At 59.0% G+C, this 24,659-nt stretch carries 20 protein-coding genes; 10 read left to right on the top strand and 10 right to left on the bottom strand.

Annotated features, from left to right (window positions below; all coding sequences use genetic code 11):
* Positions 1 to 23: 23 nt before the first annotated feature.
* Positions 24 to 995: an enoyl-CoA hydratase/isomerase family protein gene (locus GSF27_RS11070; protein WP_202410406.1), complete on the bottom strand. Its 972-nt coding sequence runs from the start codon at positions 993 to 995 to the stop codon at positions 24 to 26.
* Between the two features lie 266 nt (positions 996 to 1,261).
* Between GSF27_RS11070 and GSF27_RS11065 the strand changes: the two genes are divergently transcribed.
* On the top strand, positions 1,262 to 2,338 hold the full coding sequence (locus GSF27_RS11065; RefSeq protein ID WP_160968964.1) for an AraC family transcriptional regulator: 1,077 nt from the start codon (positions 1,262 to 1,264) through the stop codon (positions 2,336 to 2,338).
* A 19-nt stretch (positions 2,339 to 2,357) separates the two neighbouring features.
* Here GSF27_RS11065 and GSF27_RS11060 read toward each other — a convergent pair whose 3' ends face one another.
* From GSF27_RS11060 to GSF27_RS11050, 3 genes are read right to left on the bottom strand one after another with little or no spacing between them, the layout of a single operon-like run.
* Complete coding sequence (locus GSF27_RS11060; protein WP_160968962.1) at positions 2,358 to 2,687, bottom strand: hypothetical protein; 330 nt, start codon at positions 2,685 to 2,687, stop codon at positions 2,358 to 2,360.
* Between the two features lie 53 nt (positions 2,688 to 2,740).
* Entirely contained in the window at positions 2,741 to 3,799 is a 1,059-nt protein-coding gene (rsgA, locus tag GSF27_RS11055) for a ribosome small subunit-dependent GTPase A (protein ID WP_160968960.1), read from the bottom strand.
* Positions 3,800 to 3,824: 25 nt separating this feature from the next.
* Entirely contained in the window at positions 3,825 to 4,238 is a 414-nt protein-coding gene (locus GSF27_RS11050) for a PaaI family thioesterase (protein ID WP_160968958.1), read from the bottom strand.
* A gap of 217 nt (positions 4,239 to 4,455) precedes the next feature.
* On the opposite strand from GSF27_RS11050, the gene GSF27_RS11045 reads away from it, so the two are divergent.
* Positions 4,456 to 5,265: a hypothetical protein gene (locus GSF27_RS11045; protein ID WP_160968956.1), complete on the top strand. Its 810-nt coding sequence runs from the start codon at positions 4,456 to 4,458 to the stop codon at positions 5,263 to 5,265.
* A gap of 112 nt (positions 5,266 to 5,377) precedes the next feature.
* On the opposite strand, the gene GSF27_RS11040 is transcribed toward GSF27_RS11045, so the two are convergent.
* Positions 5,378 to 6,466: a polyamine ABC transporter substrate-binding protein gene (locus GSF27_RS11040; RefSeq protein ID WP_160968954.1), complete on the bottom strand. Its 1,089-nt coding sequence runs from the start codon at positions 6,464 to 6,466 to the stop codon at positions 5,378 to 5,380.
* A gap of 6 nt (positions 6,467 to 6,472) precedes the next feature.
* A complete protein-coding gene (speB, locus tag GSF27_RS11035) occupies positions 6,473 to 7,477 on the bottom strand; it encodes an agmatinase (RefSeq protein WP_237457516.1) in 1,005 nt (334 codons plus the stop codon).
* Between the two features lie 144 nt (positions 7,478 to 7,621).
* On the opposite strand from speB, the gene GSF27_RS18100 reads away from it, so the two are divergent.
* The 5 genes from GSF27_RS18100 to GSF27_RS11010 all read left to right on the top strand — a co-directional run bounded on the left by GSF27_RS18100 (position 7,622) and on the right by GSF27_RS11010 (position 14,467).
* Positions 7,622 to 8,413: a LuxR C-terminal-related transcriptional regulator gene (locus GSF27_RS18100; RefSeq protein ID WP_160968952.1), complete on the top strand. Its 792-nt coding sequence runs from the start codon at positions 7,622 to 7,624 to the stop codon at positions 8,411 to 8,413.
* 111 nt (positions 8,414 to 8,524) lie between these two features.
* A complete protein-coding gene (locus GSF27_RS11025) occupies positions 8,525 to 11,356 on the top strand; it encodes an AAA family ATPase (protein WP_160968950.1) in 2,832 nt (943 codons plus the stop codon).
* A gap of 7 nt (positions 11,357 to 11,363) precedes the next feature.
* Positions 11,364 to 12,188 carry a mechanosensitive ion channel family protein gene (locus tag GSF27_RS11020; protein WP_160968948.1) on the top strand — a complete coding sequence of 275 codons (825 nt, stop codon included), beginning with the start codon at positions 11,364 to 11,366 and terminating at the stop codon, positions 12,186 to 12,188.
* Positions 12,189 to 12,291: 103 nt separating this feature from the next.
* Positions 12,292 to 13,287, top strand: a complete 996-nt coding sequence (locus GSF27_RS11015) for a hypothetical protein (protein ID WP_160968946.1) — start codon at positions 12,292 to 12,294, stop codon at positions 13,285 to 13,287.
* Between the two features lie 337 nt (positions 13,288 to 13,624).
* Positions 13,625 to 14,467, top strand: a complete 843-nt coding sequence (locus tag GSF27_RS11010; protein WP_160968944.1) for a PHB depolymerase family esterase — start codon at positions 13,625 to 13,627, stop codon at positions 14,465 to 14,467.
* A gap of 207 nt (positions 14,468 to 14,674) precedes the next feature.
* Here GSF27_RS11010 and GSF27_RS11005 read toward each other — a convergent pair whose 3' ends face one another.
* Positions 14,675 to 16,783, bottom strand: coding sequence for a hydantoinase/oxoprolinase family protein (locus tag GSF27_RS11005; protein WP_160968942.1), 2,109 nt, complete (start codon positions 16,781 to 16,783; stop codon positions 14,675 to 14,677).
* 13 nt (positions 16,784 to 16,796) lie between these two features.
* Entirely contained in the window at positions 16,797 to 18,608 is a 1,812-nt protein-coding gene (locus GSF27_RS11000; RefSeq protein ID WP_160968940.1) for a hydantoinase B/oxoprolinase family protein, read from the bottom strand.
* A gap of 431 nt (positions 18,609 to 19,039) precedes the next feature.
* On the opposite strand from GSF27_RS11000, the gene GSF27_RS10995 reads away from it, so the two are divergent.
* Entirely contained in the window at positions 19,040 to 19,816 is a 777-nt protein-coding gene (locus GSF27_RS10995) for an SDR family NAD(P)-dependent oxidoreductase (RefSeq protein WP_160968938.1), read from the top strand.
* A 907-nt stretch (positions 19,817 to 20,723) separates the two neighbouring features.
* A complete protein-coding gene (locus GSF27_RS10990; protein ID WP_160968936.1) occupies positions 20,724 to 21,794 on the top strand; it encodes an aldo/keto reductase in 1,071 nt (356 codons plus the stop codon).
* A 15-nt stretch (positions 21,795 to 21,809) separates the two neighbouring features.
* Here GSF27_RS10990 and GSF27_RS10985 read toward each other — a convergent pair whose 3' ends face one another.
* Positions 21,810 to 22,652 carry a sterol desaturase family protein gene (locus GSF27_RS10985; protein WP_160968934.1) on the bottom strand — a complete coding sequence of 281 codons (843 nt, stop codon included), beginning with the start codon at positions 22,650 to 22,652 and terminating at the stop codon, positions 21,810 to 21,812.
* A gap of 123 nt (positions 22,653 to 22,775) precedes the next feature.
* Between GSF27_RS10985 and GSF27_RS10980 the strand changes: the two genes are divergently transcribed.
* Positions 22,776 to 23,669, top strand: a complete 894-nt coding sequence (locus GSF27_RS10980) for a LysR family transcriptional regulator (RefSeq protein ID WP_160968932.1) — start codon at positions 22,776 to 22,778, stop codon at positions 23,667 to 23,669.
* Here GSF27_RS10980 and GSF27_RS10975 read toward each other — a convergent pair.
* Positions 23,666 to 24,568, bottom strand: coding sequence for an HPP family protein (locus GSF27_RS10975; RefSeq protein ID WP_160968930.1), 903 nt, complete (start codon positions 24,566 to 24,568; stop codon positions 23,666 to 23,668). The two genes, GSF27_RS10980 and GSF27_RS10975, sit on opposite strands and share 4 nt — an antisense overlap.
* Between the last annotated feature and the right edge of the window lie 91 nt (positions 24,569 to 24,659).

Genomic DNA, 24,659 nt, shown 5'->3' with positions numbered 1-24,659 from the left:
GCAATACCCTCCGCAGATAGCTTTTATGGTTTTTTGCGGTTGGAGCCCTGCAGGCGCCACTCTGGCGGATACTGCATATCGATGTCTTTGACGACGTTGTTCAGCCCCTTATCGAAGGTATCTGCACCAAACTCCACATCCGAGGCGCGGTCGTTGCTGATCACCGGCAACATACCCTCCACAAAGCCGGTCAGCAGGCTGCCCATGTACTCACCACGGTACTGCTTGTAGAGCTCCATAAAGGTTTTCTGGATCTGCACCACGTCGGTCGGGCGGGTACGGGCACAGGCCTCAGCGTACTTTTTGGTTTCCGCCTCCAGGCCATCGCGGGCTACAACGCTGTTGACGAAGTTGCACTTGTCCATCTCCTCAGCGGTAAACGGACGACCGGTAAAGAGCATCTCGGAGAACTTGCGCAGCCCCATGGACTCAATCCAGGTCCAGAAGCGCGGGCCCCAGCCCACGTAGCGGAACGAGGGGTGGCCAAACAGGGTGTCGTCGGCGCTGATCACCAGATCGGCGTCGGCGGCCTGGTAGAAGTGCCAGCCGTAGCAGTAGCCCTTGGTCTCGACGATGCTGATCTTCTTGAACTCCTGCAGCGGGCGGTTGCCGGCCGGGGCCTTGGCGTAGTGATCGGTCATGGCATGCAGGAAGCGGAAACTGTTGCGTGGCGGATACTTTACATCCGGATCGTCGATACCAAACTCGTGCACCAGGTTGAGGTCTGCGCCTTCGTCGCCGTAGAAGTCGGCCTGCTCCGGCAGGTCGCCACCGGTACCGAAGTGCTTGCCTTCGCCACGGATCACCAGCACCTTCACCTCGTCGTCAACGTTGGCCTTGAGGATCAGGTCTGCATAGTACTGGCGCATGCCGGCGGTGGCGGCGTTGAGGCTGTCCGGACGGTCAAAGGTGATAGTGGCGATGCGGGTCTCCGGATTTTTCTCGTACCGGATGTACTGCTTCGCTTCCTCTTTCATCTGTTTTATATCTTTCATGGACATGGCGATCTCTCTTTGGCAGTAACAAATCAGTCTGATGTAAAAATAGCAGCCTGCAATAAAAACACGATTGACGCTCCCCGCCCACCGCGACCGTGGCAAAATCTGTCGTTTGGCCGTTTTACCCTGCCGCTCCGGTGGCGCTATAGTGTCTAATGGTGGGCTGGGGCAGATTAACGACGCACCCCGCCATACCTGTTCAACCACCCGTATTCCACACCTAGAAGTACTGCGCCAGCAGTGCCGCGCAGGAGAGACATTCCATGGCCAACGACAGCTTCTACAGCCTGGGCGGTCCCCTGGATTCCATGCCCGTAGAGGGGCAGATGCGCAGTGCCAACCTGTCCGGCTTTCCCTATCTGGTGAACAACTGCGGTGGCGACAGCAGGGCAATCCTTGAACGCTTCAGTATAGACCCCTGGCTGGCCCGGGACCCGGATCACTACATCGAGTGCAAGTCCCTGGTAGACATGCTGGAGTATTGCAGCCAGCTGTTTAACGATCCTTTTTTCGGCGCCCGCCTGGCCAAACTGCAGGAGCCGGACGTCTACGGCTGTGTTACCGCCCTCTGCCGCGCCGCACCCAATGTGGAAGAAGCCCTCAACAGCTTTATCAACTACATGCCGGTAGTGCATTCGCCCAACTTCGAGATGCAACTGGTAGTGGGCGCAGAAGAGACAGAATTGCGCTGGTATGTACCCGATACCCTGGGCGATAACTATCAGGCCAACTATCAGGCCGTGGTTATCAACCTGAAGCTGCTGCGGCAGATTGGCGGTCCCGCCTTCCGTCCGCTGCGCACCCGCCTGCGTACTCACCTGCCCGATCGCGACCTGCCGGAACTGGAAAAACACCTCGGTTGCCCGGCGGTCAAAACCCAGGACGAGAATGCCATTGTCTTCGCCACAGAGGTGCTGAAACAGCCGGTGCCAAGCGCCAACCGCCTGCTGTACAAATTGCTGGGTGGTTATCTGGAGAAGGTCCGCGCCGCCGCACGCAAATCAACGGTAGAGAGGGTAGAGGATTATGTGCGCGGCTCGCTGGCATCCCGCAACTGCTCCATTGAGCGCTGCGCGGAAAAACTGGGCATGTCGGTGCGTACCCTGCAGGCTCACCTCAGTGATGCCGGCCGCAAATTCTCCGACATACTGGAAGCACACCGTGCCGAGCTGGCGTGCACTTACCTGAAGCAGTCGCAGCTGTCACTGGATGATGTGGCAGCCAACCTGGGGTATTCCGAACAGTCCAGTTTCGGTCGCGCCTTCAAGCGCTGGACCGGGCAGACGCCGAAACAGTATCGACGCCATGTGACAGAGAGTAACGGGACGATGACTCACTAAGCAGCCATCCCACCTGAGATCACCGACGCTTGGGACCGGTCGCCTTGCCATTGGTCAGCGCAATGGCCTTGACCACACACTCGCGTTGAAAAGGCACATAATCGGCTTCGATTTTCACTGTTTGCCCCAGCGAGGCAGCCGCTACCTGGAACGCGCCCACGTAATTGGGCTTAACCGCCAGTGTCTCCTCCGGCGCCCCGGAACACGCGGAGGCCCGGCCGGAGTCCAACTGCAGATAGATGCCATACTCATCACCGGATACCGCCGTTACCGTGCCTTCTGTGTTCCAATTGGCAGCGAAGGCTAGTGCCGGGAGCAGGCCCAAAATCAGTAACCCAAAACGCGTCATAGGATTATTGCCTCAAAGCTGTTAGCTGAAATTTTCCGCTAGTCCTGACGGACTTATTCACCATCATTCTTTTTCTGTTTCATTAACTTCACATTCTTAACCATTTTGGCAAAGCTCCGACCTTGTGATCGTTTCTCTGCCAGGGTAGCCGTGGCTTGCGCATTTTCACGCAGCAGTTTTTTGTAATTGGCCAGCCGGCGGCTATCCAGGGTATTGTCCTCTATCGCCTGCAGAACTGCGCACCCGGGCTCCGCTTCGTGCTGGCAATCAGCGAAGCGGCAGGACTCTGCCAGTTGTTCTATGTCCTCGAAAACCGTTCCCAACGATTGGTCGATCTCGGCGACTCTCAACTCCCGCATACCGGGAACATCAATCAGGAGCCCACCCGCGGGAAGGACATGTAACTCACGGTGCGTGGTGGTATGCCGCCCCTTCGTGTCCTGCTCACGAATACCACCCGTGGCGGCCAGTTGCCTTTCCGCCAGGGTGTTCAGAAGCGTCGACTTGCCAACGCCGGAAGAGCCCACCAGGGCCACGGTACTACTCTTGCCGATCCAGGAGCGCACGCCCTCAACAGTTTCCGGATCCAGGGCATTGATGGTTTCCACCGCTACGCCAGCCTGGGCACTTCGCGCACGACGGATAAATTCATCAACATCCTCCACCAGGTCTGCTTTGGTCAACACGATAACCGGTATCGCTCCCGCTTCTGCACACAGGGCGAGGTAACGCTCCAGGCGGGACTCCTTAAACTCGTCGTTACACGATGTGACGATAAAGAGAATATCAATATTGGCCGCAATTGGCTGGACTTCACTGCTCTCTCCGGCTCCCAGGCGTTTAAACAGGCTCTTCCTCTCCAGCACCTGCCGGATTAATGACAGCGACTCATCCAGCACAACCCAATCACCAACGGTCGGACGATCCATGGCGGCCGCTTGCAGCAAGGCCGGCGACAGACCGACAACCCTCTCCGCGGATTCACACACAACTGTAAGATTTGATCGCTGGACAGAAGTCACACGTCCAACCCGTTCCTGCAGCAGGTCAGGATCTTCCAGCTGTTGGGTGAAAAAAGGAACGAGGCCCAGCTTCAGCAAGTTCTCACTCATCACAGATTCCAGTATTGGCGACAGCTTATGATTTTACCGGCGGAATTGAGTAGGTGCCCACGGCGTGGGCGACGGGTTCCTGCAAACCATCCGAGTACAACCATACCTCCCCAACTGCCAGGGCGCGACCGACTTTCAACAGCGTGCACTTGCCGATGATTCGCGCCTGCGCAGATGGCTTGCGCAGAAAATTAATGGTGAGGCTGGTTGTTACCGCCAGAGGCACAATACCAATTCTTCCCAGGATTGCCACATACAGAGCGATATCCGCGACAGCCATGAGTACCGGCCCCGATACCGTGCCACCGGGCCGCAGCTGATGAGGACCAACCTCCTGTGAAACTGTAGCGCCATCCGTGTCGATGGATTCGACCTTGCAAGTGTTCTGCGGAAACTCTGCAGATAGAAATTCCGCCATCTCTTCTGGTGAGACCACCATACCTTTCTCCCGGCTCACTTGGGCTTTCACCTTGCGACTAAAGAATAGTCGCCAGCATCAGGAATTTCCTGCGGTGTTGTGACCCAATCCAGTGCCGACTAAGTTTTCATCGCCCTGGGTCGTGTACCCGGGATCAGGTGGTAGTACACTTGTCCGGGTCGCAAGGAAAACCCATCACTCATCGCCTGAAACGCCCGAACGGAAGCACGTCATGATCATGCGTCAGCCAATATTTAACGGTAAATCTCTCCTGCTATTGCTCAGCGCGTTTGCTTCCATGACCGCCAGCGCCAACGAGACTCCCGACTGGGTCTGGCAAGCCAGCCTCCTCTACAGCTCCCGCACCCTGGACGGCACCATTGTCAGGAAGACGGAAATTGCCAACGGCGTGTTCGGTGACCTGATGGCTACCGGCGACTCCATGGACCTGGATCACAGCAACGAGTTTATCTACAGCGTGGCCGGGCAATACGGCAAGTGGCGGGTGGGGCTCAACTACCTCCCCACCTCCTACAGCGGCGATGGCTATGCCATTGTCAGCCTGGGCGGGAGCCAGACCGGCGTCCTGCAAAAAACCCGACTCGCCACCGATATCAATGTGGATATGGTACTGGCCAGCCTTACCTACGACCTTATCCAGACCAGCAGTTCGCGCTTTGGGGTGGGCGTCGGTGCCGGCCGGACCCAGATAGACCTGAACATTATCCCCCGCATCGGTAACTCGATTATTTATGAAGGGCATCAGCCATTCGGGTTTGTCAGTGTCTATATGGCCAATCGCTACCGGAATTTTTTGTACGGGTTTAATGTGAACGCGATCAGCGCCACCTTTACCGGAGTGCACGTCAACTACTCGGATTACAACCTGCAGCTGGGTTACCGGCTGTCTGACGACGATATCAAGTGGGATATCGTGGGCGGCTACCGGCGGGTGAACTTCTCCATTGATCTGGAGTTCGAGAGGGATGTGGTGGAGGCTGACACCAATATGACCGGCCCCTATATCGGCATAGCAGCGACCTTCTGAGAAGCTGTCTTTCGGGGCAGATGTCTTGCGGGGAAGTGTATGACAAAAAAGCCGTTACCAACACTGATGTTGGTCACGGCTTTTTTGTATCTATCACCTATCGGAGAATCGCTTACTGGCCACTCTTCATGGCAGTCCACTGGCGATTACGATAGCGATTGTTTTTCGCCTCCAGCGGCAGGTCTACAAACAGTTTGCTGCGCACCTCTTCGGATGGATAGACGTTGGGGTCGGTACGGATCTCTTCATCCACCAGCGCCAGCGCCTCCCTATTGGGATTGGCAAACCAGGTGTAGTTGGTGATGCCGGCAATCACCTCGGGCTGCAACACATAGTCAATAAAGGCATAGGCCAAATCGGGGTTGGGGGCATCGGCGGGAATGGCCATCACATCGTACCAGACGCCCGTACCCTCCACCGGAATGGCGTAGCCTACCTGAACACCATTTTCCGCTTCATCAGCATAAATCTGCGCCAGTCCCGCATCACCGCTATAGACCATGGCCAGACAGATATCACCGGCAGCCAGGTCCTGGATCATCTGCTGGGTACCAAAATAGCGAATGTGCGGCCGGACTTTCCTGATCAGCTCGGCCGCCTGATCAATCTCTTCCCGCTTATTGCTGTAGGGATCAAAGCCCAGATAGTTGAGGGCGATACTGGTCACTTCCAGTGGAGAATCCAGCAACGCCACCCCGCAGTCGGCGAAGCGGCTCACCAGCTCCGGCTTGAACAGAATATCAAGGCTGTTAACCGGCGCATCCGGCATACGCGCCTCTATCTTCTCTACGTTGTAAGCCACTCCGGTTGTACCCCAGGTGTAGGGCACTCCGAAGCGATCACCACCTTCATACTGTGACAATTGCTGTACCGCTACAGCCTCCAGATTGCCACGGTTCTGCAGGCGAGTGTGTTCTACCGCGGAAAGCGCGCCGGCCTGAAATTCCCGCACCGCATTGGAAGCCGCCGGAAACACCAGGTCGTAACCGCTGTTACCGGTGAGCAGTTTGGTCTCCAGCACTTCGTTGCTGTCGTAGGTGTCGTACTGAACCTTGATACCGGTCTTCTTTTCAAACTCTTCTATGGTTTCCGGTGCGAAATAGTCGCTCCAGTTGTACAGGTGCAGCACAGGCGCCTCGGCGACAGCGAGAGCCGAGACGCAGGTGAGGGTGAGAGCGGGGAACAACTTGCCAAATCCCATGGGGTGTTACTCCTTGTCGGTAGCGGAAGAAACCTCTGGTTTGTCGTGTGCAAACAGGCACAACATGTTGTGCGCAAGCGTGGCACCAGCCAGCGCGGTCATCTCGGCGTGGTCGTAAGGGGGGGAGACTTCCACCACATCCATGCCCACGATGTTGAGTCCCTTCATGCCCTGCATCAGCTCAATAGCCTGGAACATGTTGAAACCACCACACACCGGCGTACCGGTACCCGGCGCCACTGATGGGTCAAGGAAGTCCACATCGAAGGTGATGTAACAGGGATGGTCGCCGACACGGGAGCGGATGGCTTCGATGGCAGCAGGAATACCGTTGCGGTGCAGCCACTCACCACTCTTGACCTCGTAACCATGGGTCTCGTGGTTGGTGGTGCGCATGCCCAGCTGGATGGAGCGTTCCGGTGCCGTAACGCCCTGCTTGGCGGCGTGATAGAACATGGTGCCATGATCAATACGGCCATCTTCGTCTGCCCAGGTATCACAGTGGGCATCAAAGTGGATCAGGGAAATGGGAGTACCGTGGTGTTCACGCAGTGCCTGTAGCACCGGATAGGTAATGAAGTGATCCCCCCCCATGGCCAGTGGGGTAACGCCGGCCTGCAGGATCGGCTGTACGAAAGCCTTGATCTGCTCCGGGATCTGCGCCGGGCGACCATGGTCAAACACACAGTCGCCGTAATCCACGACATGCAGGCGGTCAAAGGGATCGAAGTACCAGGGCCAGGCTTCACCGAAGCAGAGGTTGGTAGAGGCAGCTCGAATCGCCCGCGGGCCAAAGCGGGTGCCAGGGCGATTGGAGACAGCCAGGTCGTAGGGCAGGCCAAACACCGCCACATCCACGCCTTCCAGGTTGCGACTGTAGCGGCGACGCATAAAGCTGAGAGCGCCTGAGTAGGTGGGCTCAGCGATGGTGCCGTAGGGATTCTGGCGACGAAACGCGGAATCACCGGCTTCCATACAGTCCCCGACTACGCTGTAAATGCTGTCTACCATGGGTTTGAACCTCTTCGTAATAGCGATAAGCCCATGCTAGCAACCCCCCATTGCGGCGGGCATTCTCCCCTGAAGTTACCCCTTTAGTGGTAGACGCAGAGAGTGATAGGATGGACCCCAGCGAAATCGGACAGGTACAGAGGCGTGACTACCCCTGCGGCAACCCCAGACATCGTACTTAACGGCCCCTGGCAGGAGAGCCTGACCCGGCTGGTGCAGCAAGCGGGCACCCCGACCTTTGTCGCCAGTTTTATCAGCCTGCTGAAGCTGATCTATCCCCGCAGCGCCATCGTCTGCACCCTCTATCACGGCAACCAGCCGGCACGCAGCCTCTACCACGATATGGAAGAGCAAGAGCAGATTGACCTCAACACCACCGTCTACGACCGTGGTGCCTATCGACTGGACCCCTTTTTCCAGGCCGCCCGCAGCGGCTTTACCGGCGTCAGCCGCATGACCGACCTGGCGCCGCGGGATTTTGACCGCAGCCTCTACTACCGCACCTATTACAAGAACGTGGTTACAGCAGACGAAGTGGGGCTCTTCTTCAAACTGGATGACGAGCAACAGCTGGTGTTCTCCGTGGGTGTGGAGAAAAGGGCACCGGAGAGCAGCCTGCAGCAATGCCGCGCTCTCTACCCCTTACTGGCATCGCTGGTGAGCCTGCACGGCCGCCTGCAGGAAATGACGGAAGAGCCCACCAAGGCGGTGGTGGAGGGGCGGCTGCGGAGCTTTGGTGCAGAGCTGCTGACGGAGCGTGAACAGGATGTGGCGCAGCTGATGTTGCGCGGTTGCAAAACCACCGAAATCGCCAACCTGCTGGGCATTACCGAGAGCACCATCAAGGTCCACCGCAAACACCTCTACGCTAAACTGCAGATCAACTCCCAGGCGGAGTTGTTTGGTCTGTTTATGGATGAGTTCCAGGGCGTCTGAGCGGTCGCAGACAGGACACTCACAACCCCGGCAATTGCGGTAGGCAGAAAAGCGGAACTTGGTATAGCCTAGTGGAGAGGGAATACTCACCAACCCAGATAAAGAGCTTTCATGGATAAGATTTTAACGCTCTGTTGCCTGCTGTTGCTGCTCATTACACCCGCCTATGCGGCAGAGCAGAACACTCAGGACGAGTCACCGGATGAAGTCAACCAGCTGGTCTGCGACGATGAGCAGACACTGCTGACCGAGCTGCACAAACAGTTGCTCGCCCTGCGCGAACAAGCCCGCATGATGGAGGCTTTTGGCAGTGGCGAGCTGCCCCCGGAATTCCGCGAATCCGATCTTGAGACCCTGCTTACCGATAATACCGGCACACTCACCCGGCAACTGGACACCCTGCCGGAGTCCCTCTCCTGCAAGGCTCTGGCTGACGACTACACCAACACCATGTCCACCCTGCGACTGGAAGCCAGACACCTGGCCAAACGTCGCGACGCCTATTGGGGCGCGCGCAGCGAGCTGACCCGCAAAAGGCTGCTGCTGACCTGGGAATTGCGCGAACAGCTGAAGAACCACTACCGCTACCTGAGTGATTCCCTGACCGAACAACAGGCGGTCGAGCTAAAGCCGTTACTCAGGCAGGTGCATGAGCCCCTGCAAATCACACGTCTGGCCTTTATCCGGCTGGTTGGCAGTCTCAACCCCGATATGGACGGTGTGGAGGTAGCCGCGTGGTTGAGACTGTGGACCGACACACTGGACCAGCCCTCACTCGGCAACGACGACCTGGCTGGCCTGCCTGAAGATCTTCCGGATAGCACACGGCGCATTCTGTTGACTCACCTGCAGCTACTGGAACTGGACAGGCGTAACCTCTCTCACTCCATCAATCTGATTCGTGCGCAACTCTGGCAGCTGCAAAGACCGGCATTCAATGAGGCGCGGGCAGAATTGCAGCTCGACAACACCGAGCTGTTGCAGTACGAGGGGCGGGCCCTCATTAATCTGTTGCAGTGGCTCTACCTGGACACCATCGTCGAGTTCCGGCTCTCCTCCGAAGAGGAGCACTCCATCCTGCAACAGGTGTTGCAGGCGTTTGAGTATCTGCTGGGCGTGCTGGCTATCTGGGTACTCTATGTGGTCGCCCGTAAATTACGCGATCCCGCACTGGCCCTGCAGGGCTTTTATGCACGCCGTTTCCGCAGCAGCCGTATTCACGTGCAGATCAGTCGCATCACCTCGGCAATACCGGTACTGCTGCCCCTGATCGTTGGCTGGGTTGGGTTGTCGCTACTGGAAGCGGTGTTTGTCGACTACAACAAGGCCATGCTGGTACCACTGATACCGCTGGCGCGCCTGTTAATCATCTATGCACTGCTACGTTTGATCGGTGAGTGGTTCCTGCACAGTATTGCCCATCAGGGCGGCACCTTCCTGAACGATCAGCAGCTGAAGCAGATCGGTAAACGCGCCAGGCAAGCCGCCGCCATCGTCATACTGCCGTGGCTGGTCAGGGATCTGTTGACCGTCTCCATCCGTCAGTCGTTGACGCTGACGATGATTGACTGGCTGACACTGTTGGCCCTGCTGCTTGGTCTCGGCTGGCTGCTGAAGCCCTGGCGCCGGGAATACATCCTCACCCTGCAGACCATCTTCCCGCCGCTGCTGGACCGGATCACCGAAAAGTTACTCGCAGGAACTGGATTTATCGTTCTCGCCCCGCTGTTCGCGCCGTTTGCCCTGCTGCCAGTCTGCATCGACTTTGCCCGCCGGGCACTGATTGATTTCGACTGGTACCGGCGACTGAGTGCCCGCGGTTTCCTGTTGCGCGCCAGCCCACAGGAGGCGGAGGAGAACACGGAACCGGAGTCCGTTGAGTTACCGGATTACCGCTGCTGGTTCGGTGAGTTCGCCAGCGGACGCGAAATACCGTTAATCAATAACAGCGCACTGGAAGACGCCAAAAAAGAGCTCGCGCCCTGGCTGGAACACCACAGCGAAGAGAACTCCCTGCTGCTCTCCGGTGAGCGCGGCTCCGGCAAGACCACCTTGCTGCAGCGACTGGCAGAGTGGCTGCAGGAAGGGGAGCAGGCGGTGGATGTGCGGCAGATTACCATACCAGCCAAAACTCTCAGCACTGACGCCCTCAACCAGCTGGTGGAAGAAGCACTGGCGGTCGACCTGGAAGCGGGGCCTTCGGCACTGGTCCGCAGCGACGAAGATCGCCGCCCCACCGTGATTATGTTCGATGACGCACAGAACCTTTTCCTGCGTCAGGTGGGCGGGTTTGCCGCCTGGGAAACCCTGCTCAGCCTCTGCAACGCACGCCTGAAAAATGTTTTCTGGATCATTTCTATCAACAGCCAGAGCTGGGCCTACCTGCGCCGCGTCTTCGGCCAGGACAGTATGTTCGGCGCGCTGCTGCGCCTGCGCCCCTGGAGCCAGAACGAGATTCGCTCCCTGATCCTGTCGCGCAACCGCAAGACCGAACGCCGGTTGCAATACGACAGCATCCTGCTCTCCACCCGCGGGCCGCAGGCTGGCAATGTGCGCAATGCCGAGCAGCTCTATTTCAACCTGTTGTGGGATGCCTGCAAAGGCAACCCGTTGCAGGCGCAGCACCTGTGGCTGACGTCCATCTCTATCAAATACAAGACCGTGACTGTCAGCCTGCCGGAAGAGAAAGCCCTGTCGGTGCTGGACAAGTTGGCCGACGAGTTTCACTTCGTCTACGCCGCACTGGTGCTGCATGAAAACATGACGTCGGAAGAGTTGGTCAGCGCTACCACGCAACCGGAGCGCACAGTGCGATCCGCATTGAAGTCGGCGCTGGATAGCGGACTGGTAGAGCGGCTGGAAAACGGCCGCTATCACATTGTGCCACTGTGGTACCTGCCCATGATCCGCTTTCTCACACGCAAAAACCTTTTGAACGAGTAACGCCGCTATGGATAAGGTCGCCGAACTGGCTTCGCCGGGGCCCAGCCAGCTGGAAGTGCTGATGGGCATGTTTGATCCGGGCACGCTGCTGCTGTTGCTGCTCGGTTTCTTCCTGCTCTGGGCCGTGAACTGGTTTTTGCGGCAGTTTTGCGATGGCCTCATGCGGCAGTTCCCGGCCAAGCGTTTTATTATCCTGCAGCTGGCCACACTGATCTCATTTTCCCTCTACATCGGCGGCACAGCGTTTTTGATCGTGGGTGTACTGGAACCACCCAAGGAGCTGCTGATTGCCTTCGCCGGTTCCGCCGCCGTTGCTTTAGGCTTTGCGCTGAAGGATGTGGCAGCCTCGCTGGTCTCCGGGGTGTTGCTGCTGTTTGACCGCCCGTTTCAGGTCGGGGACCGGGTCACCTTCGGTGATATCTATGGCGAAATCGTTGCCATCACCCTGCGCTCCGTGCGCCTGCAAACCCTGGATGACAACACCGTTACTATCCCTAACCTGCGCTTTATTACCGAGGCTGTAGCTTCCGGCAACATGGGAGCCATGGATATGATGGTAGTCACCGATTTTCACCTGGCACTCGATGCCAACGTTGATGAGGCGAGGCGCATTCTGCGCGAAGTGATCGTCACCAGCCGCTACGTCTACCTGAAAAAGCCGGTGACCTTCACCCTGGAAGAGATTTGCCTCGCCGAGCAGATTGTGATCCGTTTGCGCACCAAAGCCTACGTGCTGGATGTAAGGTACGAGAAAGCATTGCAGAGCGATATCACCTTGCGTGCGGCCACACTCTTTACCGAAGCCGGTATCAAGCGACCACCGATACGCTGAGAATTACAATAATCCGGACTACACTAATAGCAGATGCCGGTGGCACACCGGCAGCAACGAGCTGCCAACCGCCACCACCGGTAACTGATCGGCAATAGCAGTAATGAAAGCAATACACACAGTCAGTTCGGCTCTCTGCATCCTGTTGGCGTGCACTGTTCTCCATGCCGGCGCTGACGATGCGGTTGAAAACAGTACCAGCGACTCCTGGGTCACCGGTACCCTCTCCTGGCTTGAGCGCCAGCAGGCCACACTCTCCCGCGGTGTCAGCGGCGCCTCCTCGGGCCTGGACCAGTACATTGCCCGTGACAGCTTCGACAGCGACCTGGTCAGCAAGAGCTACGTGCAGATTCGCTTCAACCACGAGATATCATCAGGCCGGCCCAACGAAACCCGGGGTACCATCAAGACCCGCCTGGACCTGCCCAACAGCAAAAACAAACTCAGCGTGTTCCTCGACTCCGACCCCGATGAACTCGACTCTATTGATGATCGGCAGCGCAACGTCACGGGCGACACCGTCGATAACCGGGATGAAGACATGGTAGCGGGCCTGTCACTGTTGAATAAAGTTCAGGAACAGTGGGACAGCGACCTGCGTTTCGGTGTACGGGTACGCTGGCCACTGGATCCCTACAGCAAGGCCAGCATCTCGCGCAGCGACCAGTTGAGTGAACAGTGGCGCTCGCGACTTAAATTTTCAGGCAGTTATTTTGACTCCCGGGGTTGGCGTGCTGACAGCCGCTGGGATGTTTATATGCCCCTCGACAAGCGCGATACCTTCCGCATTATTAACGAAGCGCAATTTATTGACGCCGACAACGAGTGGGAGTTTTATCACGGCTACTCCTTCTACCGGCGCTTTACCAAAAGCTCGTTGGAGTATCGCTTTTCTGTCAGCGGCAGCAGCGAACCCAATCCCAGGGTCACCGGTTACGGCTTCCGCATGCCATGGCGTCGCAAGCTGAACAGGGACTGGCTCTACTTCAAGGTTACACCGGAAGTGACCTTTCCCCGCGACCGCGGCTTCTCCGACACCTGGGCAATCTATTTCGGACTGGAGGTGTTCTTTTCGGAACACTATATTGAGAAGCTGTGACCAACGGCGCCGCGCAGACAGTGTGCTGACCAGCCTCGTACACCGGCGCCCGCAAGGGGTTTGAATACAGGGATACACCACAATGGATTATGGCATTGGCTACCTCACCGGAATCGCTGTCGCGATCAGCGTTGTTTGGCTGACAAGGAATACAGACAGAGGCCATTGCCAACACCAGCGGAGAATCTCGCACAGTAGAGCACCTATCCTCCGCCCCCACCGGGCCATTGAGCCCAAACAACGAATACAGTCACGATTTCGCCAGTTACCGGTAGTGCTTGTGCTGCTGGTGTATTCCAGCTTCGGAGCAGGCGAGTCCCGGTCGCTGCCTGATGGCATGCAGCAAATACAACACGACGGAGTCAAGCGCACATACCTGGTCCGCAATGCTGCAGCAGCGGGCAACAATCCACGTGCACTGGTGCTGGTGCTGCACGGAGGGGGAGGCAATGCACACAACGCCGAGCAGATGACCGGCTTTACCGGTAAAGCCATTGAGGAAGGCTTTACGGTTGTGTACCCCCAGGGCAGCGGTCACCGGCAGAACAGACGCCTGACCTGGAACGCCGGCCTCTGCTGCGCCTACGCCATGCAACAGCGGGTCGATGACGTGGGCTTTATCAACGCACTGATTGATAAGTTGGTTGAGGACTACGCTATCGATCACCGTCGAATCTATGTCACCGGCATGTCCAACGGCGGCATGATGACCCATCGCCTCGGCATTCACCTCGCCGATAAAATAGCGGCCATTGCGCCCGTGGCGGCCACTGTGTTTGAGGAGGAAGCACGTCCCGCCAGCCCACTATCAGTCCTGATAATCAATGGCAGCAAGGATGAGTCCGTACCGGTCAATGGCGGCGCTCCCGGCGGTCGATTCCGCCATACCTGGGGTACAAAACTGCTGCCGCCAGCGAAGCACCAGGCTGACTATTGGGCTGCCACCAATGGCTGTCAGCAACCCGGTGTTGAAACATCCACCAATGGCGTTACCGAAACCCGCCTCAACTGTCCCGCGGGCATCGCGGTGGAGCACTATGTGTTGCATTCACTGGGCCACGCCTGGCCCGGCGGTAACCGGGTGCGACTGCTAGGCGAACCTGCGAACGCAACCCTGCAGGCCACCGACTTCATCTGGGAGTTTTTTCGTCAGCACCCTGCCCCGGTGCCGCTACAGTAATCGCATTTCTGTAACGCAGGGCAGACACTGCCCTCCGCTACCGGTCACAGCGTGTTGCCACCCCCGACTACCGGTAACGGATCGCCCACCGCTTATCACCCACAACGAAAAAAGGGGCCAGAGGCCCCTACCTGGTGGCGGGTAACCGCCACCGAAGCTGCAACTGTGGCGCTGCAAAGCAGCAGCCATACAACCCTGCGTGTTAACTCAGTGGCTGTATACCTTTCTCAGTTCGTAATCACCAGCGTCATCCACCAGAGCTTTCCAGCCAGGGTAGACCACGATGGTGGTGAAGGTGGTTTCGATAATGGCCGGCCCCATCACTTCGTTACCTGGCACCAGAGACGTGTCCAGATAGACGTTGGTCTCCTGATAGCCTTCGCCCAGGTTGGCACGACGACGCTTGGCAGGCGTGGCAGCAACCGTGGGAGCGTTGAAACCTTCTCCAACAATAGGCGATGGTGTGTCCACGGAAGAGACCAGACGTACGCCGATAATTTCCGGCAGTTCGCCTTCACGAATGTGATCAAACTCTTCCATGTGGCGCTTGTTGAACGCCGCCAGCGCCTGCTCACCAAAGTTCTTACTGAGGAAGCTGAAGTCCTGGGCGCCCTGGCAGGTGAACAGCTCAAAACTGCCGGCAAAGTTCTGGCCGGCGTAGCGCATATTTACCTGATAGCTGAAATGAATGTCGCGTGTGTTGAAAGAAGCGTCGGCGAAATACTTTGCAGCGCGGCCTTCCAGCTCCTGCCACAGGGCTTTCATTTGCGACAAATCGGCAGCATCAACCTGGAAGCTGCAGGAGCGTTCCTCATCAATGGTAGGCTTGGCTACCAATGTGCCCAGGGCAGAGAAGGTCGGTGAGGCTTTGGGCACCAGTACCTTCTCGATACCCAGTGCATCGGCGTGTACCGCCGCGAAGGCAGGGCCGTTGCCGCCGTATGCCAGCATCACCATGTCCTTGGAGTCCACACCCTTACCGGCGGTGGTACGACGCACCGCCTGGATCATATTGGCGTTCACGATACGCCAGCAGTCGAAAGCGGCCATTTCAGCAACACTGCCGCCACTGGCGTTTTCGGCGCTGTAACCCATCTCGTCACCAATGGCCTGGAAGGCTTCTTCCACACCTTCGCGGGTGAGGGAGAAACTGCCACCGGCAAACTCGGCTTCGGCAGAGAGAATGCCCAGCATCAGCAGCGCATCGGTGACGGTAGGCTTTTTACCGCCGCGGCCGTAGCAGATCGGACCCGGCTCGGAACCGGCAGACTCCGGGCCCACCTGCACTTCGCCGCCACTGACGTGACAGACAGAACCACCGCCGGCGCCCAGGGTTTCCACCTGCACCATAGGTACGCCCACCAGGTAGCGGTGGTGAATGTTCCAGCCGGATTCAGCCGGCGCGGCGCCCTTGATTACCATGGACATATCGTAGGAGGTTCCGCCCATATCCACACACAGCAGATTCGGCGAGCCCTTGGCCACACCGGAGTGCGCCGAGCCGATCACACCGCCGGCAGGACCGGAGGCCAGTACACGGATAGGGGAACCGTCGATGTACTCTTTGGTCATCACACCGCCGCTGGCCTGCATCACCATCAGCTGCTTCTGGTATCCGCCTTCTTTCAGGCGGCTGACCAATTTCTCCAGATAGGAGATAACCCGTGGCGCGACGTAGGCATCCACTACCGTGGTACTGGTGCGATCGTATTCCGGACCGCGAGGCAGCACCTGGTGGGAAACCGACACCTGCACACCCGGCAGTTCCTCACGCACAATTTCGGCAATGCGTTTTTCGTGGGCCGGGTTCACAAAGGAAAAGATGGTGGAAATGGCCACCGACTCAACACCCTGCTTTTTCAGCTTGGCGCACTGTACACGCACGGCGTCTTCATCCAGTGGCTTGTAAACACTGCCGTCGGCCATGATGCGCTCGGGCACAGTCAGGCGACGACGGCGGGGCGTGATCTGCTTGAAGGGCTTGAGGGTGGCATCCCAGATGTTCTCCTTAAAGCCGCGGCGGTACTCCATCTCATCGCGGAATCCCTCGGTGGTAATGAGGCCGGTAACGGCGCCGTTCATCTCGATCAGGGTGTTGTCGGCGATGGTGGTGCCATGCACGATAGCGTCGCACTGGCCGAGGAAGTCCGACAGAGTCAGGCCCTCTTTTTCCGCCAGCTTGGAGAGACCGGTCATCACACCGATGGAGCGGTCTTCCGGGGTGCTCAGGTTCTTGTGAAGAATAACCTCTTCACCTTTCAACATGGCGAAGTCCGTAAAGGTGCCGCCAATATCAATACCTACACGATAAGTCATTTTTATCAGCTCCTTACACCGCTGCTGCTTTCATCTGGGCACGCAGCGCTTCGGTTGCGGCAACATCTACTTCCAGGTCGTACTCTTCCAGGGTGCCGGTCAGCACCACGCCGTATTTGTCACGGGCCGCCTGCAGGCTTACGTATTCGTCCAGTACGTCTTCTTTTACCGCTTCCGGGTCGCGATTCAGCGCCGGACCGAAGCCGGCACCGCCGCCGTGCTGGTAAGCCATGACCGAGTTCTGCGGCAGCATGGTGCTCTCCACCAGCTCGATCTTGTACTCGTCTTCAGTACCCACCAGGAAGTGGTTGGAGTAGGGGATGGCATCGTCACCACCGCACATGCCACGCAACGGGTGCTTGGCAGACACCATCCACGCCATGGCCGACACCGGCTCCAGCACCTTCTTGACGTTGAGGCTGCCGGGAGCACCGCGCCACTGACCGGCACCACCGCCGTCGGTGACCATCTCACGGCTGATGTTGAGTACCGGATAGCGACGCTCGGAATCTTCCGCCATGGACAGCAACAGGCCACCCAGAGACGACGGGCAGGAACCCCAGCCGTCAATGCCTTTCACCGCCGAGGAATCCATGGAGCGGGAGTCCACACCCTGGTCCACCCACATCAGGCCGTTGTCGTAAAAACCGATCACAGCGTTGGGCATACCGATTTTGTAGACCTGTGGCTGGGCGCGCTCTGGCACCACTTCCGACAGAGCCACACATACTGCTTCGGTGATTTCACAAGCAGGGTGGAAGGAGCCCAGTGCCGCCGGTTTGTTAATAGGCGGATGAGCAATGGTGCCCTCCGGGATCACAAACTCCACGGCGTTGAAGAGGCCTTCATTTTTGGGAATAGAGGGGTCAATCATGCCCGCCAGCTGGGTCATGATGTAGCCGCGGGAGTTACCGTAGGTATTCCATACGCCCACCAGATGCTGGCGATCATCGGTACCGGTCAGGTCGACACTGAGGTTCTCGCCGTCCACCTTGACCGCCACCTGGACTTTAATGTCAGGGGTGCCCTGGGTATCGGCGTCCACCCAGGTGGTGGCTTCGTAAGTGCCGTCCGGCCACTTGCCCACTTCCTCGCGGAAACGGCGCTCGGTGTAATCGACGGTGTAGTTGAGGGCGGCACGTACCGCGTCGGTGCCATGCTTGCGGATCAGCGCCTGCATCTCGCGGGCGGCGTACTGTACACCACCGATCATGGCCGCCAGGTCACCGGCAAAGGTGGCAAAACGGTTGTTACGCTCCACCAGTTTGATCACATCGCGACGCTTCTCGCCACGGTGCACCAGCTTCAAACAGGGGATGGCCAAGCCTTCGGTAAAAACGTCCGTGGCCTCCAGGGTAAAGCCGCCCGGGTCCTTGCCGCCGGTATCACCCTGGTGCGCCTGCAGGCACTGGATCATCACCAGCTCGCCATTGTCGTCGAATACCGGTGCATAGACGTTGTAGTCCGGCAGGTGACCGCCGCCGTAGTCCGGGTCGTTGCCGAGGAAGACGTCACCGGGGCCCCAGTCGAACTCCTCAAAGTTCATCAGGCCGTAGCGCACGGTCAGCTGGGTCACAAAGGTCAGGTGAGGCGTGCCCACAGAGCCCACCACCAGACGACCGTTGGAGTCGATAATGGAGGCGTTGCGCTCGTTGGACTGGTTGATAATCGGCGACGACGCCGCTCGACCCAGGTGGGCGCAGGACTCAAAACAGATGGTTTCCAGGGCGCCGCGAATAATGCTCGCCGACACCGAATCGATGTCCACATTGGTGGGCAGCGGGTCGCGCTTGGCGGCCAGCTTTCTGTTTAACTCAAATGACATAGTGACATTCCTCTTTAACCCTGTCGGTGTCTCTCAGCCCCTGCCTGAAGATGGCTCCACAGGGCTCCTCCCGGCACCGCAGCAGGAGTCGGGGTTGGTGGCTTACTAAACCATAAGGCCTCTGTGGAATCCCGACCAATCGCGTCGCGCTATCGACAGTTAGCGCAGATAACCCCCGTCATACCGCTACTGACTGCAGCTCCTGCCGATAGAAGAGGGTGATTTTCACGCCACTTGCCCCTGCCGGACAGGCAAAATGCCTGCAACTGCACAATCCCGGCTGGCCTGCCGTGCGTCGGCCGGCAGTTGCGGTAAGATGATCCGCCTGATGTGCCCATCAGCCACAGACTAATAAATAGCAGAGCCGCCGGTACTGCGCGTAATCGCCACCGGCAGACTCAGAGACGCAACCACAGTTGGAGCGATAGACCATGGCTAATCCATCCGAGAAACCCGTTGTCCTGATTACCGGTGCAAGCTCCGGTATCGGCGCCGTTACCGTTAAACGCTTCGCCAACGCCGGCTGGAACATTGTCGCGCTGGCGCGCCGCAAGGAGCGCCTGGAAGAGCTGGCCGCGTCACTGGCCGGTGTCGCTGAAGTCGCCATTGTGGTGGGTGATGTGGCGGACCGCGAAGTGCCAGCCAAAGCCGTGCAGGCCGCCATGGAGACCTTCGGTCGCCTCGACTCCCTGGTGAACAACGCCGGCGCCGGCAAGTGGAACCGGGTGGGTGACACCGACGATGACACTCTGGATGAAGTAATCGACATCAGCCTGAAAGCGCCGTTCCGCTTTGCCCGTGAGGCCCTGGCGGTGATGCAGCCCGGCTCTTCCATTATCAACATTGGCTCTGTCTTCGGTATCACCAGCGGCCTCGCCGGCGGCGCCTACTCCACCGTCAAGGCCGGCCTGATCGGCATGACCCGCAGCCTCGCCTGCGACTACGGCCCGCAGGGCATCCGCTCCAACCTGATCGCCCCCGGCGTCATCAAGACCGAGATGACCGACGCCTACTGGGAGAGCGACTACTTCCAGCGCACCAACCACGAGATCACCCCTTTCAACCGCGAGGGCACCGCCGACGACGTGGCCAACTGTGTCTTCTTCCTGGCCTCCAATGAGGGCAGTTACCTGAATGGTCAGGTGATTGCGCTGGATGGTGGCTGGAGTACTACCAAGTATGTGTCGCCGGAGACGCTGGCGCGTTAATCGGGTTTGGTGGTACTCCGCGGACTGATTGGGGTTTTGTGCCTGCAGAGTTTGCCGGAGTGAATTTGAGCTGGGGGTTTCGCCCTGCTGGGCGAGTCACTTTTCTTTGTTTGGGCAAAGAAAAGTAACCAAAAGAAAGCCCAGCCCCACCTCCGCGCCGGAAAGCAAAAAACACTTTCCGGTTCCCTGCGCTCCTCGCGCTTCCGGGGTCGCCTTGATGCGCCGTCCCTGGCGCAACAAGGCTAAGCCGGCCGTCCATGGCCGTCTTCCCCCTCCAGCACTGTGGTGCTCGGCGCTACGCAGGGGCCCCGGAGCCCGTGCCACATTCAGATACGAAAAGACAAAACAAACCCCTGCCCTGTCATTGCGAGGCGCGTTTTTTTAGCGCCGCGGCAATCCAGGTGTGGCACTCTGTAGTTCACTTTTTGGCAGCAATGGATCGCCACGCTGCGCTCGCGATGACGATTTGGACTTTGTTGCAGTCTCAAACGTGCCTTACAAGCTTTGTTTTCAGTTCCTATGGTGCGGATTTGAACCCCGTGCGAGCTGCCGAACGGAGGGCTGACTGTGGGGGAGAAGCGCACATGGACGTGCGCTTCAGGTCTGTTGGGCCAGGAGGGCCCATCAGGCCGGCCCCCGCAGACAGTCCGGAGAGAGGGGAGTCAGCTGGTGTTTTTTACCAGCTGACCAGCGAACCGGAGCACCGTTTTCTTTTGGTTACTTTTCTTTTGGGTGTGCAAAAGAAAAGTAACTCGCCCAGCAGGGCGAAACCAAAATCCAATAAAGCATAAAACCCATGCCTGAATGGGCAGCTTACAAGACAAAACCGACACCCCCATAGCGCTCCCCCCGAGACCTGCCCATACTGACCCCCATTCCATAAGAACCGACCACGGAATTCAAAACCATGACCCAACAACTCGACCACTACCGCCTGCTGGGCCGCTCCGGCCTGCGGGTATCGCCCCTGTCACTTGGCACCATGACCTTCGGCGCCGCCGGCTGGGGTACGGACCTGGCGGAAGCCCAGCGCATGGTGAATCGCTACGTGGAGCTCGGGGGCAACTTTATTGATACCGCCAACTTCTACAGCAATGGTGAATCCGAGCGCATGGTGGGTCAGCTGGTTAAGGGCTGCCGTGCCGACATGGTGGTGGCCACCAAATACAGCCTCACCATGGAGCCCGGCAAGGTGAACGCCTCCGGCAACCACCGCAAGAACATGGTGCAGGCCGTGGAAGCCAGCCTGCAGCGGCTGGGTACCGATTACATCGACCTGCTCTACCTGCACCTGTGGGACAACCGCACCCCTGTGGAAGAGGTACTGCGGGCGTTCGATGACCTGGTACGGGCCGGCAAGATTCTCTATGTGGGCATTTCCGATACCCCGGCCTGGCAGGTCTCCCGCATGCAGGCCATAGCCGAGCTGCGCGGCTGGTCGCCGCTGATCGCCCTGCAGGTGCCTTACAACCTCACCGAGCGCACGGTGGAGCGGGAGTTTATGCCCATGGCCCATGAGATGGGGCTGGGTGTGCTGCCCTGGTCACCGCTGGCTGGCGGTGTGCTGTCGGGCAAATACAGCAGTGCCGACCTGCAGCCCCAGAGCCAGAACAGCGCCGACATGAGTGCGCGCAAGAACATTAACCTCGCCACCGGCCGCCTCACCGAGCGCTCGCTGGCCATAGCCGACGTGGTGGTGGAGATTGCCAAAGAGCAGGATCGCACCCCGGCGCAGATCGCCCTGGCCTGGACCCTGCTCAACCCGGCGGTCACCTCGCCCATTATCGGCGCCCGCACTTTTACCCAGTTCGAAGACAACCTGGCAGCGCTGAGCGTGGAGTTCAGTGAAGATCAGAAACAGCGCTTAAACGCCGTCAGTGAGTTGGAACCCTGCTTCCCCCACAACATGATCGACCGGCCTACCGGGGACATGATGCTGGGCAACGTCAGGGTCGCCAAAAGAGACGGGCAGTACTGAGACTTCCCGCAGGGATTACTCGCTCGCTGCCTGCGGCGCGGCGGCCTTGCCCTTAACACCCGCATCTTCCTTGAAGCGCACCAGCGGATAGGCCAGCTCTTCCAGCCAGTGGGCGTCCTTACCCGGCAGGCCGTATTTGGCGGGGCGTCCTTCGGGGATGTGCAGGGTGCCGAACACCCAATCCCAGAACGACAGGATGGTGCAGAAGTTGCGGTAATTCTTGCCGTCATGGCCATAGCCGTGATGGGTGTGGTGGATACCGGGTGACACGAACACATGCTCCAGGGCGCGGAACGCCGGGCCAATAACGCGCTGGCGACGCAGAGTGTCATCCCAGCGGAAGTTGGAGTGGGTCACCAGGTTCCAGCCCTGCAGCAGCAGGATGTACACCAGCACCGCCTCGTACATACCGAGGAACAGGGCCAAACCGTTCACCCAGCCGGACGGGATAATGAAATACCAGCTCAGGTTAAGGCGGTAGTTCAGCAGCACGTTCATGTGCCGGCCGGAGTGATGGGTGCGGTGAATCTTCCACAGGATGGGATGCTGGCGCGGCTGGTGCGCCCAGCGATGCACCCAGTAAAACGCCAGTTCCCCCACCAGCATCACCAGTGGCAGCGCCACCCAGAAGGGCAACTCGCCAAACGTGCCGGCCCAGGTTTGCGGCAGGATAAAGCCGTAAACGGACGCAATCAGCGCCGCCGCCAGCGGGCCGAGGACATTGCGGCCCAGTAAGAAGCTGGTGGCTACAATGATGAAGTCGCCCTTGCGATAGACGCCCTTGTGGCGCCCGGCCAGCACCTCCATCACCAGCAGCACCACCGACGCCGCCGCCATCCACACGAAATAGGTTTGCATCACGCTCTCCCGCTACCAATTAATCTTGTTGTGGGTGGGTAATGTGGTTGCTTTGCGCAGCTGTGTACAATGCGGATTCAACAGACAGGGTATGCACACAGGTAATACCCCCGGAGACGCGCAATGGACCTGGACATCAAACGCTGGCGACAGGCTCTCACGGTCGCCCGCTGCGGCAGCTTTTCCCAGGCCGCAGAGGAGCTGCACATCACCCAGCCGGCCCTGAGCCGCAGTATCGCCACCCTGGAAGAGCGCTACGGCATCCGCCTGTTTGATCGCGGCCACACCGGGGTCAGCGTGACGGCTGTGGGACGGCAGGTACTGGATCAGGCGGAGACCCTGCTGCAGAGCGCCCGCGCCATGGAGCACAACCTGCACCTGTTTGGCCGTGGCAGCGCCGGGCGGGTGACGTTGGGCATGGGACCGATGATCGCGGCCCTGCTGCTGCCGGACCTGAGCCGGCAGCTACTGCAGACACAGCCCAATGTGCTGCTGCACGCAGTCACCAAGTCGGCCACCCTGCTCTACGAGGAGCTGCTGGAAGAGAGTATCGAACTGTTTTTCTGCGCCGAGGGGCAACTCAGTGGCCTGCCGGCCATCAGCTGTGAAACCGTGGGTTATCTGGACCTGGCACTGCTGGTCCGGGCACAGCACCCGCTGGCGGACAGGGACGAGGTCAGCCATGACGATATTGCCCCGTTTCCCGCGCTGTCAGGCACCGAGATTTCACGCATTATGGATCGCCCGGGGGCCGGGGGCTTTATCTGTGACAACTATCATATCCTGCGCGACCTGACCCTCGACACCGATGCGGTGTGGGCGTCGTCACCCCAACTGGTGCCGGGGGAGATTGCTGCCGGTCAGCTGAAGGCCCTGAAACTCTCCGACTCCCCGCTGCAATCCATGGTGCCCATCGGCGTGGTGCAGCGCACCGGAGGCTCCCTGTCACCGGCAGCAGAGCACCTGGTTGAGGAGGTGCGGCAGCAACTGACGCGGATCAACCCTGTAGCACTTTAGGATCGCCCCGCCGGTTGCAGCTTCTGTTTCGCCCAGCGGGCGAATTCCATGCGCGAGCAACTGCCGGTGCGGTTGCGCTCGGCGCCTTCCAGCACCCGGTAGATGATCAGCTCGCGGTTGGGGTCGGGGTGGGAGGCGTAGTCGATAATCTTGCGTACCGACCAGTCGGCGCCGGGGCGGTTGTTGCTGTAGACGCCGCCCGGCTCAAAATCGAAGCTCGCCAGCACATCCTTCTGCCGCAAGGCTTCGGCACGCTCGAAGATGATCTGCAGCTCCTCCACGGTGATATCCACCATACTGTCGATCTGGCGCACAGCTTCAGCAATGTAATGACGTGAGGGAATCACCGAATCCGGGCCCACCGGGGAGGGACGGTATTTCATCGCTGCCAGCGGGTAGCGCCGCCAGGGGAAGAGGTTGTTGAACAGCAGGGCCACCACCAGGATCACCACACAGTTGAGCAACACCGGGACAATCACAAACAGGTAACCCAGCTCCCGCACGGCCTCCCCGCCAATCACCGCCGCCAGCGCCGTAGCGCCCCCGGGCGGGTGGATGCAGCGGCCCAGGTGCATGGCAGCAATGGCCAGCCCCACCGCCAGACCGGCGGCGAGGAACACATTGGGGATCAGCAGGGCACAGGTCACCCCCACCAATGCTGACAGCAGGTTGCCCCCCAGCAGGGCCCAGGGCTGGGAGAGCGGGCCGTGGGGTACGGCGAACAGCAGCACGGTGGCCGCGCCCATGGATGGCACCACCGCCAGGGTGCCCTGTACCCCCAGAGAGAGGTAACAAATGGCGGTAATCAGCGCCAGGCTGATCACGCCCCCCAATGTCGACAGCAGCTGCTCCACCCTCGACGCCGGTGTTTGTACACCGAGCCAATGGCTTATTTTCAATACAGTCTCTCCCCCGGCAATTTCACCTTAGGCCTCGTCTTGCATTAAACTAGCACAATCGAACAACAGTGTTGTCCGTATATTCCGAAGA

The organism is Pseudomaricurvus sp. HS19, from assembly GCF_009857815.1.
GTDB lineage: Bacteria > Pseudomonadota > Gammaproteobacteria > Pseudomonadales > Cellvibrionaceae > Pseudomaricurvus.
The sequence above is the reverse complement of the archived record's forward strand: the minus strand, read 5'-3'. Positions and strand labels throughout refer to the sequence as shown.